General features: G+C 29.8%; 14 protein-coding genes and 1 tRNA gene. 7 read left to right on the top strand and 8 right to left on the bottom strand.

The annotated features are described in order from the left end of the window. Position 1: 1 nt before the first annotated feature. Entirely contained in the window at positions 2 to 493 is a 492-nt protein-coding gene (locus QEJ31_RS08210; RefSeq protein WP_280589262.1) for a hypothetical protein, read from the bottom strand. A gap of 261 nt (positions 494 to 754) precedes the next feature. Between QEJ31_RS08210 and QEJ31_RS08205 the strand changes: the two genes are divergently transcribed. The 3 genes from QEJ31_RS08205 (at position 755) to QEJ31_RS08195 (ending at position 2,740) form a co-directional block, all read left to right on the top strand. Then, positions 755 to 991 carry a hypothetical protein gene (locus QEJ31_RS08205; protein WP_280589261.1) on the top strand — a complete coding sequence of 79 codons (237 nt, stop codon included), beginning with the start codon at positions 755 to 757 and terminating at the stop codon, positions 989 to 991. A 563-nt stretch (positions 992 to 1,554) separates the two neighbouring features. Continuing rightward, a complete protein-coding gene (locus QEJ31_RS08200) occupies positions 1,555 to 1,968 on the top strand; it encodes an ester cyclase (RefSeq protein WP_280589259.1) in 414 nt (137 codons plus the stop codon). A gap of 22 nt (positions 1,969 to 1,990) precedes the next feature. Further along, positions 1,991 to 2,740 (top strand): transporter substrate-binding domain-containing protein, encoded by a 750-nt coding sequence (locus QEJ31_RS08195; RefSeq protein WP_280589257.1) that lies wholly within the window; start codon positions 1,991 to 1,993, stop codon positions 2,738 to 2,740. 12 nt (positions 2,741 to 2,752) lie between these two features. Here the strand turns inward: QEJ31_RS08195 and QEJ31_RS08190 are convergent. After that, positions 2,753 to 2,829: transfer RNA gene (locus QEJ31_RS08190), tRNA-Arg, on the bottom strand. A 230-nt stretch (positions 2,830 to 3,059) separates the two neighbouring features. Between QEJ31_RS08190 and QEJ31_RS08185 the strand changes: the two genes are divergently transcribed. Further along, complete coding sequence (locus QEJ31_RS08185; RefSeq protein WP_280589256.1) at positions 3,060 to 4,187, top strand: ComEC/Rec2 family competence protein; 1,128 nt, start codon at positions 3,060 to 3,062, stop codon at positions 4,185 to 4,187. Here QEJ31_RS08185 and ligA read toward each other — a convergent pair. The 3 genes from ligA to QEJ31_RS08170 all read right to left on the bottom strand — a co-directional run bounded on the left by ligA (position 4,170) and on the right by QEJ31_RS08170 (position 10,025). Further along, positions 4,170 to 6,140: an NAD-dependent DNA ligase LigA gene (gene ligA / locus QEJ31_RS08180; RefSeq protein WP_280589254.1), complete on the bottom strand. Its 1,971-nt coding sequence runs from the start codon at positions 6,138 to 6,140 to the stop codon at positions 4,170 to 4,172. The two genes, QEJ31_RS08185 and ligA, sit on opposite strands and share 18 nt — an antisense overlap. A 64-nt stretch (positions 6,141 to 6,204) precedes the next feature. After that, a complete protein-coding gene (locus QEJ31_RS08175) occupies positions 6,205 to 7,662 on the bottom strand; it encodes a helix-turn-helix transcriptional regulator (RefSeq protein WP_280589252.1) in 1,458 nt (485 codons plus the stop codon). A gap of 26 nt (positions 7,663 to 7,688) precedes the next feature. Beyond that, positions 7,689 to 10,025, bottom strand: a complete 2,337-nt coding sequence (locus QEJ31_RS08170; RefSeq protein WP_280589251.1) for a DNA translocase FtsK — start codon at positions 10,023 to 10,025, stop codon at positions 7,689 to 7,691. 48 nt (positions 10,026 to 10,073) lie between these two features. On the opposite strand from QEJ31_RS08170, the gene QEJ31_RS08165 reads away from it, so the two are divergent. Further along, positions 10,074 to 10,790, top strand: coding sequence for an EI24 domain-containing protein (locus QEJ31_RS08165; RefSeq protein ID WP_280589250.1), 717 nt, complete (start codon positions 10,074 to 10,076; stop codon positions 10,788 to 10,790). On the opposite strand, the gene QEJ31_RS08160 is transcribed toward QEJ31_RS08165, so the two are convergent. Continuing rightward, the gene (locus tag QEJ31_RS08160; RefSeq protein WP_280589248.1) at positions 10,791 to 13,946 is read right to left on the bottom strand and encodes a PAS domain S-box protein; all 3,156 of its coding nucleotides are present in this window, start codon (positions 13,944 to 13,946) and stop codon (positions 10,791 to 10,793) included. A 382-nt stretch (positions 13,947 to 14,328) separates the two neighbouring features. On the opposite strand from QEJ31_RS08160, the gene QEJ31_RS08155 reads away from it, so the two are divergent. Continuing rightward, entirely contained in the window at positions 14,329 to 15,873 is a 1,545-nt protein-coding gene (locus tag QEJ31_RS08155; protein WP_280589247.1) for an APC family permease, read from the top strand. A gap of 10 nt (positions 15,874 to 15,883) precedes the next feature. On the opposite strand, the gene QEJ31_RS08150 is transcribed toward QEJ31_RS08155, so the two are convergent. Next, positions 15,884 to 16,420 (bottom strand): DUF1003 domain-containing protein, encoded by a 537-nt coding sequence (locus QEJ31_RS08150; RefSeq protein ID WP_280589245.1) that lies wholly within the window; start codon positions 16,418 to 16,420, stop codon positions 15,884 to 15,886. Positions 16,421 to 16,685: 265 nt separating this feature from the next. Here QEJ31_RS08150 and leuS point away from each other — a divergent pair, with 265 nt between their 5' ends. Beyond that, the gene (gene leuS / locus QEJ31_RS08145; protein WP_280589243.1) at positions 16,686 to 19,139 is read left to right on the top strand and encodes a leucine--tRNA ligase; all 2,454 of its coding nucleotides are present in this window, start codon (positions 16,686 to 16,688) and stop codon (positions 19,137 to 19,139) included. A 13-nt stretch (positions 19,140 to 19,152) separates the two neighbouring features. On the opposite strand, the gene QEJ31_RS08140 is transcribed toward leuS, so the two are convergent. Next, entirely contained in the window at positions 19,153 to 20,052 is a 900-nt protein-coding gene (locus tag QEJ31_RS08140) for a hypothetical protein (protein ID WP_280589241.1), read from the bottom strand. Positions 20,053 to 20,205: the final 153 nt, after the last annotated feature.

Genomic DNA, 20,205 nt, shown 5'->3' with positions numbered 1-20,205 from the left:
ATTATTGATTATGTGTGATTGTAAAAATATTTGCGTTACCTAACACTTTTTGTTCAACTTGATAGTAACCTGTGATATCCATTGTGCCTAAAGGATATGTCGGATAATATCTGTCAACATAATCCATTTTAAATACATCTGACTGATCTACTTTTATTCCAAACTCTTCATCACCGCTAGCCGCCGTAAATTTAAAATTCATAGTGAATTTAGCGCTTGAAACCATTGCATTCATATCTTCAATACGTTTTAAGTAGTTAGAACCACCAATAGCAACACCACCAAAATTAATGTCAGGTCTAGCCCCACCATTCCAATGACTTGGATCTTCAATAGTTGTGCTTATAAAAACCTTATAGCCTGTTTGATTATTTACTTGCAATACAGTTCTAAAAACATCTGAATATGGTACGACATATTTATTTCTACTAATTTCAACCATTTCAGTAGCATTTGGAGCAACAACATGGACTTGCGGAGGTAGATCAAACATAAATACTCCTATTTTTTAAAAAATGAAAAGGCTATTGGAGTCTACAGAAGCTAAAGATAACAATAAAGTGTCAAATTTTTGTTGATAATTTTCTTTTTTTTCCATTTTACTTTAAAATGATCTATTTTTAAATAAATTATGAAGTATTTCTAAATTCAACAAAATTCACTTCTGAAAGATATCTTTTCAAAACTCTGGAAGAAAATAAAATTAAAGAGTATTGCTTCTCTGTTAAGTGATAAAGTTTGCGAGGTGCTTTTTATGTCAGACACAAAACCAAATTTAAATCCAATTCAAAAGCAATTAAAAACATGCTCTGATGGTTTCGATCGTTATCATCATATGATCACTCCAAAAGCAGAATATTCCGGCTTTGGCTGGTTTCTAGTCACTTTTGGAATTACAGCTAAACCCAAAAAAATTAAGTATTATTGCCGAAAATGCAATGAAATATTTGATGAAAGTACTGAAACCGAAGATATAGAGAAGAATACTTAAAACCAACTTAGTTAAATGGAATATTATATCTGTTATAAATAGGTTCTATTTTATTTTCATTTTTTAATTTCAATAAAATTTTATTTAATGTTTGTTAAATTACAGAAGCACTTTATATTGTTTAATTTATTTATGAATTAATATCTAAATAGACAAATAGAAAACTATCATAGACTTGAGCAAAAATCGCCTTAATTTATATGGAACTTCAACCAGAAGAAATTCCAAACAGAACTTTACGCAAACTATAAATCAAAAAAAGAACACAAAGATGGATTTCTCTAAGAATAATTAAAACACATTAATACTTCATTTAATAAATCTGAAAAATTATATCTTTGAATAAAGATCTGTCTTTTAAAAATAAATTTTATAATGTCAAATTTTCTTTATCACTTGGATTGTTCGAAATTAATTACCTTACTATAATTTAAGCTATAATATTAATATCTTATAATCTTTTAATATAGGATCATTTCTTGCTGTAATAGCTTAACTGATTGTGTGAATTTGTAAGAAATCAGTTAGAAATTTAATCAAAAAACAAATAGGAGCCTCAAGTAATGAATCATAAGGAAGCTAAGGCTTTAATTCACAATTACTATGATATGCTCAATAAACCTCAAACAAAAGATTTGAGAACATTAAGGTCAAATCTTTCTGAGAAATGGCGCTCTTTTTCAGGGGAAAATGCAAGCAAAGGCAAAGAAGAATTTTTAGGGCAAGTTACAGGGTTTGCTAAGTTAATTACTGAACTTGAGTGGAAAGTTCTTAAGATATTATTTGACGGCAATAAAATAGTTGTAAGAAGTGAAGCTAAAGTAACCCCTGTAGGTAATTTGTTTGAGGTTCCAAAAACAGGAAAATCTTTTTGTATTATGATTATAGATATTCATACTATAGGGGATAGAAAATTTCTTTCAGATTGTCATGTTGAAGACTGGGATGGTGCTTTAAAACAATTAACTTCAAAATAAATTCAAATAATTAAGGTGCATCGTGGGCAAGTACTATATTCTGATATTAGTCTTAATTTCTTTAAAATTACATCAAACAGCCTTTGCAGAATTATTTAAATTTACTACAGGAAATGACTGGCCTCCGTTTTCAGATAAAAAAGGAGGCATTTATACTGATCTTGTAAATAAAATTTTTACAGATGCGGGACATGAAATTAGTGTCGAAATTCTACCCTGGGCAAGGGGTCATTACGAAACCGAGAAATTAATATTCCAAGCCACTTACCCTTACTATTGGAATTCAGAGAGAGAACAAAATTTTATACGTTCCGATTCTGGATATTCCATTGTTATTAAAATTTTCGTAAGAAAAGATTCAAAATTAAATTTGACAAATAAACAAAGTTTAAAAGGACTACATGGATGCTTACCAAATGGTTATTCAATTCTTCCTATAATTAAAGAAGCTTTAAACGAAAAATTAATTACAATTGATAGACCTTTAAAAATGAGTAATTGCTATAAAATGCTAGATATTGGGCATATTGACTTCTTAATTGACACAGAAGAATCGTCTGCAGAAATAATCAAATCTACTTTTGATGTTCCTAAAGAGTTTAAAATTTCCGTCTGGGAACTCGACAGGATAGATATGTACTTGATAGCACCTAAAAAAGGAAAAGAAAGTCAAAAAATAGTTAAAATTTTTAACGATGGTCTTAAGAAGATGAAAACAGATGGCTCCTATTTTACATTAATAAATAAATATTTATCTTTATCAAAAAAATAATCGAACAAAAAATGGCGTCACCAGCAGGACTCTAACCTGCGACCCCTTCTTTAGGAAAGAAGTGCTCTATACAACTGAGCTATGGCGACTTACCAAATATTTTTTACAAAAAAAGAGCAAAACGTCAAGAAAAACTGTGTCAAACTGAAAGGCTTTGCAAATTTGAGCTTTAAGCTTCCTTTTTTGATGATTTTAACAAATGTCAAGTATTAAATTTACTGAACAGATTATCATAGGTTCTTGTTCTTTTTTTACTTAATAAACCCTTAATTTATAAATCAAGATATAATATTGACGGATTTGTTTTAGAAGGGCTTTTATGCTTAATTTTTCATTATTAATACAATCGTTTATTTATACCATAATTTGTTACTTGTTTACATTTTGTCTTATTTTTTTCTTTCAAGAGATTATTCATTATGAGAGTTATTTTAAGAATATTCTAGATTTTTCAGATATTTTAAAAAACAAATCAATTTCTATAGTAGCAAATATGCAAGAAAAAGATCTTGCTTTAAATTTTTTAGCAAATATAAGAAAACTTACATATCATGATAAACTCGCTTTTGAATATTCAGGTTTAATTCATTTACTAGCTATATCAGGTAGTCAAGTATCTCCTATTACAAATTTTTTGGTGTCAGAAATAAAATATATTTTATACTTAATAAGACGTAAAAATAGTAACCCTTTAAAATTGATGAATTCTCTTTATCAAATTAATATCATCTTATCTATAATAATTTCTTTTACTATTTCATCTCTTTTTGGCTGGTCAGGAGCTCTAATTAGAGTCCTTTCTATTAGCTATGTAAGCAAAATAAATTTTTCTTCATATTTATTTTCAATTGTCTTTTCTATTTTTCCAAAAATCCTTTTGCCGACTTTTAAAAACTGTATTTTATTGATATTTTTTTCATTTATTTTTGGAAATTTACTTCTTAATTTTTCTTTTATTCTCTCACTAATAGGAGTTCTATCACTAAAACTAATTGGAAGAATAAATAATATTATAAATTGTAAAATTTTTTTTAACCATATAATTAGTACAATTTTAACTTCTTTTTTTATTGGAGTTATTTTGTTTCCTTTTTCAAACTGTAATATTTTTTCTTCATGCTTATCGAATTTAATTGCAACTCCTCTTGTTTGCTTTATAATTACACCTTTAACATTTTTAGTTTTAATTTTTCCTGAGGGCAATATTTTTTCTTCATATTTAATTTATTTTTATGATATTTCATTAGGAATTTTTAAAAATATAGCATTAATTTTTTCTGATAATAATTTACTACATATAAATAAAAGCAAAGAAAGTATATTTTCTTTGCAAGGACTATTTTATTTAAACTCAATACTAATTTTACTTATTTCAACCAACGATATTATTAAAAATAACAATATTTTTCAAACAAGAGGTAAATTTATATCAATTAAAATTCCTTAAAAATTCTTCTTCTGTTATAATTTTAATTCCAAATTTTATAGCGTCTTTATATTTATTTGAACTTGAACTTTCATTACAAACTAAAAGATCTGTTTTGGAACTAACTGATGAAACTAATTTTGCTCCAACATTTTCAAGCATAAATTTATATTCATCTCTTGGTCTTGATAAACTCCCTGTAATGCAAATGTTTTTCCCAAAAAATGGGTGAGAATTTTGATTACTTATTTTTTTATTCGACTCATCATTCAATACTTCAACATATTTTAGTAAGTTAATAATGATTTTCCGTTTATTTTTTAAAGATTCTATAAAATCTTCCGCAGATTTATCTGCCCAGCCTTTTTCAACTTTTAAATCTTCTGCGTCAATTTTTAAGACATTTTCTAAAGATTCAAATTTTCTAGCTACTTCTTGACATTTAACAGCTCCACCACGTTTTAAACCTAAAGAGGTAAGAAATTTAGCTAAAGGAATTTTTCTAGCATTTTGTATTGCCTTAACAACATTTTCAGAAGATTTTTTTGCAAATCCTTCAATTTGAAGAAGATCTTCTTCTGTTAATTTATAAAAATCTGCAGGTTCTTGAACTAAACCAGCATCTCTGATTTTTAAAACTATTTTATCTGAAACTCCCATGATATCTAACGCAGATACAAAATAAACTAGACTTTCTTGATCTTTAAAATTACAGACAGGATTATCGAGGCACATTAGATCAGGGCCTTGTCTAGTTAATTTAGAACCACATTTACAAAATTCTGGTAAATTAAAAGCTCTCGAAGCTGGCTCTATCAACCGAATTATAGCAGGTATAACTTCTCCGCTACGAATAATTTCTACTTTTGCACCTACTGCATAATTCCCTTCTTCAATAAATTCAGCATTATGAAGTGTTGCATATGAAATTTTCGCTCCAGACAATTCAACAGTTTTTAGTTTTGCTCTGAATGTAATTTTCCCACTTCGCCCAACATTTTCTTCAATAGCTAGAATTTCTGTTTCAGCGGTTTCGCCTGCCTGTTTAAAAGCAATACTCCCTCTTGGATGATGCGCAGTGTTACCAAAGTTTTCCCATAAAATTTCATCACCATATCGAAAAACAATACCATCAATCTGATAATTTCTATCCTTTTTGTACCATGTAGTTATATATTCTTGTAATTCATTTACGTTATTTATTTGATCAATTTTTTCAAGGATATTTGTATTATCTGTAAATCCTAATTCTTGACTATATTTTATTTTATCTAAATAGTTATTATTTTTATTTATATAAGTAAAAAATTCTTTTGCACTTAAAGGATTATTATTTTTAAAAATTAATACATCATAAACACAAAAACGCAGCACTCTTAAAACATCAAGAGCTTCTTCAACTTCTTTTCTACCAAGTGTCCCTGGCACTGCATTGCGAAAACTATCAAACCTATCACTAAATCCATTAAAATCTGAGAGAGGAAAATACACTTCACCCCTAATCTCAAATTTATAATTCGTATCTTTACTAGAAATATTTAATATTTTTGGAATATTAGTTATGTGACAAATATGCTCTGTTACATTTTCCCCAGCCTTACCATTTCCTCTTGTTGAAGCCCGAAATAATTTTCCAGAAAAATCATATTCAAGCGACAATGCCATACCATCTATTTTATCCATCGCCACACAAAAACTTTTTTGTATAAAATCATATAAATCATCTACAGAATAAGTTTTTGCTAGAGAAAGCATAGGAACTTCATGGGAAACTTTATTAGATATTTCATCAAATTGATACCCAACAAATGATAAAATGGGATGATTTGGAGCAAGTTTTTTTAATTCATTTTCTAAGGCATCATACTCAATATCAGATATTGAACTTTTTCCTAAATAATATAACTTTTTATGTTGTAAAATTTTTGAAGCTAATTCTTCAACATATCTATTTTTACTTGAATTTTTAACCATTGCCCTCTCCCTTAGCATAGGAGGGGGTTATAACAATTCCAGCTTGATTAAGGCAAGGATTAAACTATTCAACATAGGGCTTGGCATTTAATAAGATTTTTCTTTTTCTACCAGCATATCCCATGACCCCATGATTAATACCTTCATAAATCAAACTGACTTTCGAGGAGTCTGAGATAACAATTTCAGCTTTTGTTTTAAAAGGAATATCTAAGACACCGGCTGAATGGACTCCAGAAAAAATTTGTTGTCCATCAGCCTCTACAACTAAATTCACTTTTCCAGCAATATTCAATTTTGCTATTCTTTCAATATCTAAAGCTACTTTATTTTTTTCAGCACTATTTATTGATTGAGGTGTTAAGTTAGGGGTTGATTTACTTGCATCTTCTTCAGTTGAAGTTTTAGTCTGAGGCTGCGCTTTTGTTACTTTATCAGTTTCTTTTAAAACGGGAATATTTGATTCAACTAAAGAATTTGGCAATGGTTCAGAATCTCCAACTTCATTTTCAATTTGTTTTGCAGATAAATTAGTAACTTTAACTTGACTATTATTGCGAGAATATAGAAACAGACTAAGAAAAATAAAAATTATAACAAATGATAAAAGAACCAAAATTTGCAGCGGGTTAAAATCAATTAATTTTTTTCTTAATACTTCCTCTTGTTGCTTAGTCTTATTATTTCCATATATAGGTTCTTTTTCTATAAACGTATTTTCTTTTTGACTTTCTTGATAAGCAGATTCACTAACCATTGATTCTTCAGCGACTTCTTCAACTTTCTGCACATTTTTTGGAATAATCTGTTCAATTTTCACAGGTTCAGCCGTCGGTAGTGTCTGATAATTTACATTCATTTTTATTTCTGGTTGTGCCTTAGAAATATGGGTTTTCTCAGCACTTTTTGCAGAAACAGCTTTATTTTCTACTTGAATGCCGAGAACATCATAAATATTAGGTGTTACGATATTTGTATGACTTCCATGTGCAGATCTATTTGCCCCAAAATTTCCTGTATTTCTTGAGTATACTTTAGCAGCAGAATTACTTTCCTCAGCTGAATTTTGCGGAGAATGATTTGAGTTATCTGGATCTAAGTTAATTCCTTTTTGAAAATCACTCCGTGAAATAGAACGAATAATTTCTGCAGATTCTTCTGCGGCAGGATGATATTTAGATTTTTTTGATGATGCCTGCATTAAGCTTTCAGATTGACGTTCAACCATAACAGTTTGTAAGTGGTGAAAAGTTTCAAATTCAGGAATAGCAACATTGAGTTCTCTAGCATACAAACGTATCAAACCTCGCCCGTTTAATCCGGGAGGAAGAACATCCCAATCGCCAATTTCTATCGCTTCAATATAGCGATCTCTAATTTTCACGCGTGCTGAAACTTGAGATGGGGATAATCTTTTAACTTCTCTCGCTTGACGGAGACGTTTGCCGATCAAAGCCGCCGTTTCATAAGAAACACCAAGTGCATTTTTATCGTTAGGGTATGCGGCTTGGTTTATGCTCATGTTCCACATTCCTTATGCTGCAAAGATCAAAAACGCTTAATTACCGGTCGAGGTTTTCCTGTCGCTTCAGCCTGACCAACAATACCTTCTAATATCATTCTATCCATTATACGTGCTGCTCGATTATAACCTATTCGGAATTCTCTCTGAATACTTGATGTACTCACATTTCCAGCTTCACGTGCAAATTCTACAGCCTTTTCATACAATGTATTCTCGTCCATAGTCTCATTTTCATTAAAACTTGTGAGTGTACCAATTTCGCTTAGTTTGTCAGATTTTTGTCTTACAAGATCCTTAGAAACTCTTTCAATATCTTGAATTACATTTGCTTCATAAATAGGTGGGTATAATTTCTTTAATTCGTTAGATAGAGTATTTATTTCTTTATCAGCAACAAACGCACATTGCGCACGAACTACTTTACTTATTCCAGGCGGTAAGAAAAGCATGTCACCTTTTCCTAAAAGACGTTCTGCTCCAATATTTTCAATAATTGTGCGACTATCGTGTCTTGAAGCCACCTGAAAACTTAAGCGACATGGTAAATTTGCTTTTATGACACCTGTTAAGACATCTACACTAGGTCTTTGCGTTGCTAAAATTAAATGAATTCCTGCGGCTCTAGCTTTTTGCGCTAAGCGCTGAATGCTGTCTTCCACATCTTTTGGAGATGTCATCATAAGATCACTCAATTCATCTACTACGACAACAATATATGGTAGTAAATCTAATTTCGGCTGTTTTGGGTCCGTTTGCTTAATTTCACCATTAGTAACAGCATTATTGTAGGCCAAAATATTTCTTACTTGATAATTTTTCATCAACCTATAACGCCTGTCCATTTCTTCAATAGCCCATTTTAATGCTCCTGCAGCTTTATCTGGTTCTGTTACCACAGGCATAAGTAAATGCCCAATTCCATCATAAATGGATAATTCTAGCATTTTTGGATCAACTAATAATAACCGAAGTTGTCTAGGAGTTTTACTGATCATTAAACTAAGAAGCATAACATTAATGCAAACACTCTTTCCTGAACCGGTGGAACCTGCGACCAAAAGATGAGGCATTGAAGATAAATCTGAAATAAGGAGCGAGCCATCCACATTTTTTCCTAAAGCAACAGGCAAAGGAATATTTGGATTTTGAAACAAGGGGGATTCCATTATCTCCTTTAAAGAGACTGTTTCTCTGATTGATGCAGGAAGTTCTATACCTAAAGAACTTTTACCAGGCTGTAATCCAATCAAAACACTTTGAGCCTTAAGTGCTAAAGTTAAATCATCTTGTAATGCAAGAACTTTATTCACTTTAATTCCAGACGCAGGTTCAAATTCATGTAAATTTATTACAGGACCGTTTTGACTTTTAAGAACAGAACCTTTTACGCCAAAAGTAGCTAATTTTTCTTCAATAAGTCTTGCTTCAGCCCTTAATTTTTGCGCTTCAACTTCAGGTTGTTTCTTTTGACTTGATGATTTGTGATAGTCTAATTTTGAAAGTAAATGATCAAAATCTTTTTTATTAATTAAAAAAGAAGTATTTGGAGAAATATTTGCAAATGTAATATCAGATTGAAAGAAGGTATTTTGTTGTTCTTCCCCAATTGTAGGTTGATGTTCTTGCGGCTTTGTTTTTAATACTGTTACTTTTGTTTGATTTTGCGCAGTTTCGTTATCAGAAGAATATCCTGAATCAATTTGACCTTCTGCAAAAGCTTTACTGATATTTTTAGTTGCTTTTGAGGGAAATAGAGAAAACAAATAAGAAAGAGTAGTTAAAGGTCGAATCCCTAATGCTAAAGTTAAACTTGCTGTTCCTAAAAAAGTTAAGGCAATAATGCTTCCCGATTTCCCAATATAAGTAAGAAAAAAGCTTGATATTAAATGGCCTAATATACCACCTGAATAAATTTCAACTCCTCTGAAATGTAATGATGGTAGAATAATTGACATGATACTTAAATAACAAAGGATTAATTGAGGATAACCAAGAACTCTTAAAGCAAATCTACTCTTTTGCCTTGGTCTGCGAAAAGTATTTAGTAATTGTATAATAAACACCATTGAAAAGACCATGGAACCAAGACCAAAAACTTGAAAACTCCAATCTGCAATTGAAGCACCAAGAAGACCAAATGTATTCGACGCTGTGTGGGAATTTTGGTATGAATGCGAGCTAATATTAAATGAACTTGGATCGGATGGGTTGTAAGTTATAATTGAAATAAAAGCACAAAACGTAATTCCTAAAAGTAAGACATGGACATACTCTTTTAAATATTCTCTATCTTCTGTTACATTTTTAGGCGTAATTTTATGGATTGAAGCTTTATTTTTTAACTCAGTTGAAGAGGCCATTGAGAGTCTCCGTTTATAACATTATTCTACCGCAGTAAGGAGGGTAGAATGTCTATCGCAGTATTTAAACAACTACTTTTGGGATTCAAGTCCCCTATTTATTCTGTCAAATTTTTTAAACATAATAAAGCAATGCTTTTTTTAGGCATCGCTCCTCATTTGATCAATGTAGTAATCTACTTTTGGATTGTTAGAAATATTATTTTAGCAAAATGGCTTATTCCTTTATTCCATTCGCTTGCACAAAAGTGGGAAGGAAGTTTTTTTAGTCCACTATTTAATACAACTTTTTTAGAACTGTTTGTTTGGATTTTGGGAGTTTTACTCTATGGGATATTTGGAACTTCCTTTGTAAATGCTGTTGCAAGTCCTGTTTATGACTTAATAGCACAAAATGCTTATGAAAAATTTTCTCGAAAAAAAGTACCTAAACAAACTTTCATGGATTTTATAGATAGTATCATCTCAGAAATTACAAAAGCGGTTATTATCTTTTCGCTTTTTATCCTTTCTTTCTTTGTCCAATTTTTTGCACCAGTGGTTTTTTTCTTTGCAATTTGGTATTTAGGTTGGAATAATATTGATAGAACATTACTTTTACTAAATTTACCTTTGAAGAAAAGAATTTTATTTGGAATAAAACATTGGGGTCTTTGCGTAGGTTTAGGAGTTTGGTGCTACATCCCAATTTTTGGTACATTAATGGCATTTAGTTTTGCCGCTTCAGGCGCAATAATTTATGCGCATTTTGAAAATGATATTTAATTATTCATTATAAACAGCTTTAGGTAAGCGAATTTCAAAGCAAGTATTTTTAAATTTTGTATTAACCAAAAGGATACCTTTATGCCTCTCAATAATTGATTTTGATATTGATAAACCAAGACCTGTTCCTTCTCCTTTTTCTTTAGTTGTAAAAAAAGGATTAAATATTTTTTCTTTAATTTCTTCAGAAATACCTGCACCTGAATCAATAATTTGTAATACTACTTCTTTTTCAAAATCATCATTAAATAAATTAATTGTAATCCATTTATCTGGCAGTTTCTTTATTGCATCAGCTGCATTGCTTATTAAATTTATTAAAACTTGTTCTAATTCAACAAAGTCACCTTCTATTTTTCCTTCTGAAACAACATTTATTCTAAGATCAACTGAATTATCCTTTATTTTTGCATTCATGATTATTACTACTTCATTAATTACATCTGAAAGATAAATTAACTCTCGCAAATCATTAGAATTAGAACGAGAAAATCTTTTTAAACCGGCAACTATTTTTAAAATTCTTTGTACAGATTTATCAATTTGCATACATCGTTGTTCAAATTGCTCTTGATTATCTTTACTTTTTTTCAAAAGCTGTATGCTAGATGAAATAATTGATAATGGATTATTTATTTCATGCATAATACCGGCTGATAACTCCCCTAAAGACATAAGTTTTGAGTTGTGTATAGCCTTTGTCCTTTCTTCATCTAATTTACGTTGCATTAACAATTCATCAGTTAGATCTTTTGCAATTAACATATATCCATAAATAACATTTTCACTATTTTTTAGCGGAGAAAAATTTATACTAACTAAGACTCTACTTCCATCTTTTTTAATAAAATTCCATTTTCTTTCTTCAAATATTTCTTTTTTTGCTTCACAAATAATTATAGAAAAATTATTTTCTAAACAATCTTTATTTGTATCTGAATGTTCAATAGCCAAATTACTTATTTCACTAGTTACAAAAAATTTAGTAACATTGAATTTATTCAGAACTTCATGATTTTCATATTGTAAAATTCGTTTTGCTTCCTCATTGTATCTTAAAATAACTCCGCATAAATCTGTAGTTATAATAGCAAGCTTTGTACTCCTTAAAATTGCTGCATTTTCATCTATCAATTTTTTCAAATTTTCTTGTTGTATAAGTTCATTAGTTATGTCGAAGGAAAGTCCTATTAACAAATTAGGATTCCCATAATTGTCGAAAGTTGGAACCTTAAATGTTCTAAGCCATTTTTTACCAAATTTTGTACTAATCTCTTCTTTTGGTATTTCAATTACATTTTTATCAATAAATACTTGTTTATCTTTGCTTATAAAAAAATCTGCTTGATCTTTAGGAAAAAAATCATAATCTGTTTTTCCAATAAAGTCAGAGCTTGATACCCCTAAAAAATTTTCTCCAGCTTTATTAAAAACTTTAAATTTTAAATTATCTTGATAATCTTTCACAAAAATCATGCAAGGTATATTATATAAAATTTTTTCGATAAAATCTTTTTGTTTTAAAAGCTCAATTTCTTTCAGTGACCCTCCAGTATCATCCCAACTAATGCCATATAAATAAGTTTCTTCTGAAAATTCTTCCTTTATTTTTATGGCTCGATTTCCAATAAATTTTCTGTTTGAAAACTTCATTTTAATTTCAAAATTTGAATAGTATTCTAAATCACTTGATAAGTTTTTTTTAAAATTTTCTGCAATTATGTCTTTATCGTATTTAATAAAATTTAGCCATGTTTGAAAATTACCATCAAAATCATCTGCCGAAATTTCATATAGTTCATACATTAAATTATCCCAAAAAAACTTACTTTCTTTGATACTATACTTCCAAATACCAATTTTCAACATTTTTAGTAATAGCTTATTTTCTTCTTGAAGTTTGATAAACTCACTTCTATCTTGACAAGTGCCGATCAAAAATTTTGCATGATTATTTTGATCTTTAATTACTTTTGCAATCCCTTGGACATATTTTATTCTTTTGCCACCATCAAGTAAAACTCTGTGATTAAAAACAAATCCTGTTCCTTCTTTAATAGCTTTGTTTATGTGTAAGTCAAGTTGATTTAAGTCTTCTGGATGAATTTTACTTCTATACATTTGATATAATTTTTCGGGACTTTGATTTGGAGATATTTCAAAAATTCTGTAGTGCTCATCAGACCAGATTTGTAAAAAATTTTCTAAATTAAACTCCCAAGATCCTATTTTTGCAGTTTTTTGCGCTTCAATTAATCGAATTGTATTGAGGGCTTGATAAGTAACATCATTGCTAAAAGCTAAAAAATTTATAATTTCTCCCTTTAGGTTTTTTAAAGGAAAAATAATAACCTCTAAAACGAAAATTGTTTTATCTTTCTTCGCATTATTAATTTGCCCTTTCCAAGTTTTACCTTCTAAAATTGTAGACCACAATTGTTTAAAAAACTCTTTCTCATGCATATTTGAATTTAAAATACTAAAATTATTGCCAAGCAGTTCTTCTTTTGAAAAACCTGATATTTTCACAAAATTTTCATTTACATTAACTATATTTCCTTTTTTATCAGTGACGTAAAGAATAAAACTATCATTAAGAAAATTAAATATTTCTTTATTCTGAAATATAACTTCAGTTTTATCAATAATGTCATTTGATCCTATTATAAAAAAAAGATTTTTTAAGTTCTGCGAAATGAAATCAAGTTCTTTATTCATTTTGAATTGATTTGTAATATCCGTAAATGCTGATAGAACTCTTTTTCTTTCAATATTTTTAATTGTTATAGCATTAATTTTTATCCAACGCATTGTTCCTGTTGGCAATTTAAGTCCCATAATAACATTTAGAACTGGTTTTCCAGTTCGCAATGAAACTATTGCCGGATGCTCTTCTCCTGGAAAAGGAGTTCCATCTTCTTTGATAGCTTTCCAATTCGGATCAAAAGAGGTTCGCCCATAAAGTTGGTCTGCAGTAAGACCTAAAATTTCTAATGCAGCAGGATTATTTTGGATTATAACTCCATTTTCATTTTGAACAACAATTCCCTCACTCATTGAATTAAACAACAATTGAAATTCGGGATTACTATCAAACTGCTCCCATAACCCTTTAATACGAGAGTCTTTCTTCTTGGAAAAATTTTTTATTAGCAATCGCAGTTTGTTAATAATTTTTAATACCCTTCAGCTAAATTTGCCTCTACTCTGATTTAATTATCGATTTTTATGAAAAAAAATAACTAGGAAATATTTTCAAGTGTCATTAGAAATAATAAATTAACATAATTTCATACTGTTACATTAATTCATAAATTTTTGGTCATCTTTTTTAAGAAACATTTAAGTAACAGTAAATCAACTAAATTTTTACCAATTGAAAAATTGTTGATTTTATTATTTTTATAACTTATCTTAATTGTTCAAAATGATTTTCTGAGAAAGGAGAGTATATTTTATAAATTTATTTTTTATAACCTAAATTAAATACAATTTTTCTACAACATTCCCATTATATATTTTGCAATAGGAATAAAATATGAATAAAGTTACGAGAATGAATTTATTATTCTTATCACTTGGATCTATTATTGGTTCGGGCTGGTTATATGGAGCATTTTATACTGCAAAAGCTGCAGGAAATTCTGGCATTCTTTCATGGATTCTTGGTGGCATCATGTGTGGCATTATTGCACTAAGTTATGCTGAAGTTATTCTTAATAAGAATTTTAATTCATTGTCTGATGCTTCTGAACTTTCATTTGGAAAAAGTGGGAAAGTTTTAGTAAGTTTAATCACTTGGATTTGGACCGCATTAATTCCCCCAATTGAAGTTCAAGCCACTGTTCAATATGCCTCAAATTATTTTTCCTGGATAAAAACGAATGAAAGCACTTTTGCATTAACACCACAAGGCTATGCATTGTCATTTTTTTTAATGATCCTTCTTTTTTTCATAAACATTTTTGCAATAAATACTGTGGGTAAATTTAATAAAATTATTACTGTTTTTAAAGTTTTTATTCCAATTTTTGTTGCCTGTATTTTTATTTTTGTTATATTTAATAATCCAACTAATGCAATTAGAAATCTATCTACTGACTTATTCAGCAGCGGAATATCAGGTATGTTAAGTGCAATTTCGGGTTGTGGAATCGCATTTTCATTTATCGGATTTCAAACTGCAATATTTCTTGCAAATGAAACAGATAATCCACAAAAAAATGTTCCATTTGCTGTTTTTGGTTCTATTTTAATAGCATGTTTTGTTTATGTTTTAATTCAAATTTCTTTTAATCTCTCCTTACCAAATGAATATATTGCAAATGGATGGGCTAATATTAAATTTGCAGGCGATGCTGGCCCTATAGCTGGTTTGCTTGCTATTTTTGGTTTTGCTTCTATTAGCGTACTACTTTATGCAGATGCAATAGTTTCACCATTTGGAACAGGTTTGAGCTATAAAATTTCCGCTTCACGAGTCCTTGGTAATATCGCTGAAAACAGATTTCTTCCTTTTTTTATCTCTGCAAAAAACCGGTTTGGCTCCCCTTATATTGCTAATATAATAAATTTATTAATCGGACTTGTTTTTATTTCTTTAGTTTCTGGTTGGCAAAATATGATTGCCATTCTTTGCGCACTTATTATTCTCACAATGGCATATGTTCCTATCTATGTAATTTTTTCAAGATCAGCTAGTAATTTTTCAAGTAATTTTAAAGTAAAACATTTCAATTTAATTTCTTTTTTTAGTTTCTACTTTTCTAATATTATGCTTCTATGGTGCGGCACTTTAGCATTGAAATATACTATAATTATTTTCTATGTATTTTTTATTGGTACTTTAATAATTGATATAGTAAAAAAATCATTCAAATTTAATTTTATATATCATATCTTTTTACCATTTCATTTAAGCGCTATTGGAATTTTTGCCTATTTCAAAAGCCAAAATGAATCTATTTACTTTGATCTTATTAGCCAATTTGTTTTTAGTTTGTTATTAATTTGTTTAGTAAAATATTTTGCGGTAAAAGATGTGAAAAAAAGCCATCCTAAAGTAGCAAATGTGGTGAATTAATATTAAGCATTTAAGCAGTCATATTTTCATTCTTTTCAGTCTTCTTTGCCTGTAAAGAATCCCTTTGCGTTTGTTCTAGCGAAATAAAATCTTTCTTGTCTGTTACTTGCTCTAATTTTATTGCATTTCTTTTTCTATTCATTTTTTTATTCATCTTTGAAAAATATTTTAATTCATGTAAATATTCATTATGATTGTTCCGCATTTCACGTTCCATAATTTCTATTTTCTTGAATATTTTTTTTTCAAGTTCAAAATCTTGTTCAAGCAAATGCTTTCTATAATCTGTAGATTTTCTACTGTAAAGAAGTAATAGAGGGGTTTGAATAGCTCCCATTAATGCCAATACAGTTCGTAACCCATTGAAAGGATAGGGGTCGAATTTTAGATTTTCAAATGGTATGAGTTGATTCCATAAAACGCAACCAGATACCAAAATAAAGAAAAAAAACAAAGCCCACCAAGAAGTAGAAAATTCATAAAAGCGAGAACCAGACTTGTCCCTTATTTTACAAAGAGAATCTAGTTTATCTTTTGATAGCCGCATGCTAATTCCTAAAAAATTTAAATGTCAGTGTTAGAAAGCATTTCTGATTTTAGCTCTTCGACAAGTTATTGTAAACATTTTGTGACAAACATGTGACAAAATGTTTGGTCGTCACAAATTTCCCTTCAAGATGCTTAAAAAGCTACTCAACTTGCAAATGATACTTCCGCATTTATTTGTTCTTTGTTAGTAATATAACTGTTTCTATTGCCCCGAAATCTGTCTCTTGGTGCATTCTCTTTTTCTTTTGTATTTGAGGAATTTCATGTCTTATCAACACAAGCAGTTAGAACCATTCTGGCAACAGCATTGGAAAAATAAGAAAATATTTAAAACTTCTGAAAATCTTAACAAACCTAAGTTCTATGCACTGGACATGTTTCCCTATCCTAGTTCATCAGGTCTGCATGTTGGGCATCCAATGGGTTACACCGCTACAGACATTGTCTCCAGATACTATCGTATGCAAGGTTATAACGTTTTACACCCTATGGGTTGGGATGCTTTCGGCTTACCCGCTGAACAACATGCCATTGATACTGGGGAACATCCTTCTAAAGTAACATATCGTTCAATAGAAAACTTCAAAAAACAATTGCAAAGTCTTGGTTTTTCTTATGATTGGGATAAAGAAATTGCTACTTGTGATCCAAATTTTTATCATTGGACGCAATGGATCTTTACATTACTGCATAAAAAGGGTTTGGCTTATCAAGCTGAAGTTTTTGTTAATTGGTGCCCAGCATTAAAAACGGTTCTTGCAAATGAAGAAGTGATTGATGGAAAAAGTGAAAGAGGCAATCATCCTGTATTTCGCATCCCGATGAAACAATGGATGTTAAAAATAACTTCCTATGCAGAAAGGCTTTTAGCAGATCTCGATAAATTAGACTGGCCAGAATCCACTAAAGAAATTCAACGCAATTGGATCAAAAAATCTGTTGGAGCAAAAGTATACTTCACAATTAAAGACTTTCCTGAAGATAAAATTGAAGTTTTTACTACAAGACCTGACACTCTGTTTGGTGCAACCTACATGGTAATTGCTCCTGAACATCCATTAGTAAAAAAACTTACTACAGCAACCCAAAAATCTAAAGTTACAGAATACTGCGAAGCATCTTCTAGAAAAAGCGACCTTGATAGAACAGAATTAAATAAAGAAAAAACTGGAGTATTCACTGGTTCTTTTGCAATAAACCCTGTGACAAATGAGCCAATCGAAATTTGGATCAGTGACTATGTCTTAATGGGATATGGTAGTGGTGCAATTATGGCTGTTCCTGCGCACGACGTTAGGGATCATGAATTTGCTAAAAAATTCAATTTAAAAATACGCCAAGTAATTTCAGCAGATAACTTAAAAATTGACATAAATAATGAAGCATATACAGGAGATGGGTTTCTTATTCATTCAGATTTTCTAAATAACTTGTCTGTTGATGAAGCTAAAGAAAAAATAATTTCCCATTTAACTAAACACAACATTGGCGAAAAAAGTATTACTTACAAATTAAGAGATTGGATATTCAGTAGACAAAGATACTGGGGTGAACCAATACCAATTCTAAAAGACTCAAAAGGAAATATCATTAGAACATTGAATGATAATGAACTTCCTTTAACCCTTCCTGAAGTCAGCAGTTATGAGCCCACAGGAGATGGGAAAAGCCCTTTATCTGCAATAACAAGTTGGGTACAAAGAAGTAATGAAAAAGGTGAAACTGAGTTTATTGAAACAGATACTATGCCCGGTAGTGCTGGTAGTAGTTGGTATTTTTTAAGATACATTGATCCTTTTAATTCTAATTCAATTGGAGATTTTAATAAATTAAAATACTGGATGCCAGTTGATCTTTATATAGGAGGTCAAGAACATGCCGTCGGACATTTATTATATTCAAGATTCTGGACAAAAGTTTTATACGATGCCGGAGTCTGTCCAGTCGATGAACCTTTTCAAAAATTAGTCCATCAAGGGATGATTTGTCGTGATGGCGCTAAAATGTCAAAATCAAAAGGAAATGGTATTAACCCTGACGAAGTTGTCGAGCAATATGGAGCAGACACTCTTCGAGTTTATGAAATGTTTATGGGACCTTTGACTCAAACTAAAGATTGGGATGATAGTAATTTAGCAGGAATTCATCGTTTCTTAAGTAGAATAGAAAGATTCTACTTAAACGATGAAGGAAAAAGTTTATTAAACGAGGAACCTGCTAGTTTAGAAGATAAAAAAATTCTACATAAAACTATTAAAAAAGTAACAGAAGACATTCAAAATTTAAGTTTTAATACTTCAATAGCACAAATGATGATCTTCTTGAATAATGTAGCTGATTCTCAATGCAAAAACAAAGAACTACTAGGTCAATTTTTAAAAATACTTTGCCCTTTTGCTCCTCATTTAGCAGAAGATCTTTGGTATAAATGTATCCTTGATGAAAAGATATCCCCAAATAATGAAGAATATCCATTTCTTTCTTTATCAACATGGCCAGCTTATGATGAAGCTCTAACTATTGATAATGAAGTAAAAATTGGAGTTCAAATCAATGGAAAACATAGGGGTGAAATTTTAATTAACTTAAATGCTTCACAAGATGAAGCAGTACAAGCTGCCATGAACAACGCTAATGTTAAAGCAACTTTAGAAGGAAAAACAATTAAAAAAACGATTTATGTAGCTAACAGAATTTTAAATTTTGTTGTCGTTTAAATAGTTTTTTATTTTAGAAAGTTTTATTTTTTAAGAAATCAATAGTAGATAAAACATTCCCTTGCTTATCTAAGAAAAATTGCTTTAATAAAGTACCAGAAGTATCTTTTAAAATTACGCTTGAATTTGAATAAAAATCAACCGTAATTATTTCTTCTGTTTTTTTTGAATTTTCAAGACCATAGTTTTTCATAGCGCGCATAATTGGAACGGCCCAGTAGTGACTTCCATTTAATTTCAAAAAGTAATTGGTTGCAATATCACCTTCTAAGTGTGTTTCATATTCAATTTTGGCATAAATCGTTCCTTTACTTGCAAGCAATTCGGCAATTACATTTTGTCCTGGTTCTAAATCGACTAATAAACCTGATGAAGATCCTATTGTAAATGATTCCGTTTTAGAACCTCCCTTTCCCCATGAATGCTCATAATGCAAATTTGTGTTTCCACCTAAGCCTGCACCATTAAATTGGATGCCATAATTAAATGCTTGATCAAAAGAAATAGTATTTGTATGGCTCCAATTAGACTCAATTGTGTTAGTAACATTTGCTGAAATACTTGCATTAAATTGAGCCTTTATTTTACTTAGATTTGCGAAATATTTAGTTTCTACAAGAAAAGGTCTGCTTTCAAATTTTGTTATAGACGCATTTCTTACTGTTAGGTGAGTTTCTACTTCTTGCCATGCATTTTTTGTGTACAAATTTCCAAAAGATGTCGGTCCATGTAAATATGCAGCAAAAGGTTTTTTACCTAATTCTAGTTCAACCATTTTTTTTAAAATGTCTTTGTCTCCAATATGAAAACTTTTTTCTTCATTTTTGGTTATTACATGTGCTTCATTTCCTGACGTTATTATGCTTGAAAGAGCTGCATTAACTCCGGCAATGATATTTATTGCAATTGACATAAAATTCTCCTAGTATTTTCCTTTCATTTGTGTATTTAATTTTTCGAAGAACTTCTATAGTCAAAAAAATGCCTATAGTTATTCTTAATATGTTAATTACTGAACTTAGCTTTGGTTACTTATTGAATTATAAATAATACTAACAATCTGATG

This window comes from Pigmentibacter sp. JX0631 (genome assembly GCF_029873255.1).
Taxonomy (GTDB): domain Bacteria; phylum Bdellovibrionota_B; class Oligoflexia; order Silvanigrellales; family Silvanigrellaceae; genus Silvanigrella.
Note: the sequence above shows the minus strand (reverse complement) of the source record. Positions and strands in the feature narration are given on the sequence as shown.

Coding starts and splice junctions, on each gene's coding strand:
- QEJ31_RS08210 (WP_280589262.1), bottom strand. CDS start 493: ATGTTTGATCTACCTCCGCAAGTCCATGTTGTTGCTCCAAATGCTACT.
- QEJ31_RS08205 (WP_280589261.1), top strand. CDS start 755: ATGTCAGACACAAAACCAAATTTAAATCCAATTCAAAAGCAATTAAAA.
- QEJ31_RS08200 (WP_280589259.1), top strand. CDS start 1,555: ATGAATCATAAGGAAGCTAAGGCTTTAATTCACAATTACTATGATATG.
- QEJ31_RS08185 (WP_280589256.1), top strand. CDS start 3,060: ATGCTTAATTTTTCATTATTAATACAATCGTTTATTTATACCATAATT.
- ligA (WP_280589254.1), bottom strand. CDS start 6,140: ATGGTTAAAAATTCAAGTAAAAATAGATATGTTGAAGAATTAGCTTCA.
- QEJ31_RS08175 (WP_280589252.1), bottom strand. CDS start 7,662: ATGAGCATAAACCAAGCCGCATACCCTAACGATAAAAATGCACTTGGT.
- QEJ31_RS08170 (WP_280589251.1), bottom strand. CDS start 10,025: ATGGCCTCTTCAACTGAGTTAAAAAATAAAGCTTCAATCCATAAAATT.
- QEJ31_RS08165 (WP_280589250.1), top strand. CDS start 10,074: ATGTCTATCGCAGTATTTAAACAACTACTTTTGGGATTCAAGTCCCCT.
- QEJ31_RS08155 (WP_280589247.1), top strand. CDS start 14,329: ATGAATAAAGTTACGAGAATGAATTTATTATTCTTATCACTTGGATCT.
- QEJ31_RS08150 (WP_280589245.1), bottom strand. CDS start 16,420: ATGCGGCTATCAAAAGATAAACTAGATTCTCTTTGTAAAATAAGGGAC.
- leuS (WP_280589243.1), top strand. CDS start 16,686: ATGTCTTATCAACACAAGCAGTTAGAACCATTCTGGCAACAGCATTGG.
- QEJ31_RS08140 (WP_280589241.1), bottom strand. CDS start 20,052: ATGTCAATTGCAATAAATATCATTGCCGGAGTTAATGCAGCTCTTTCA.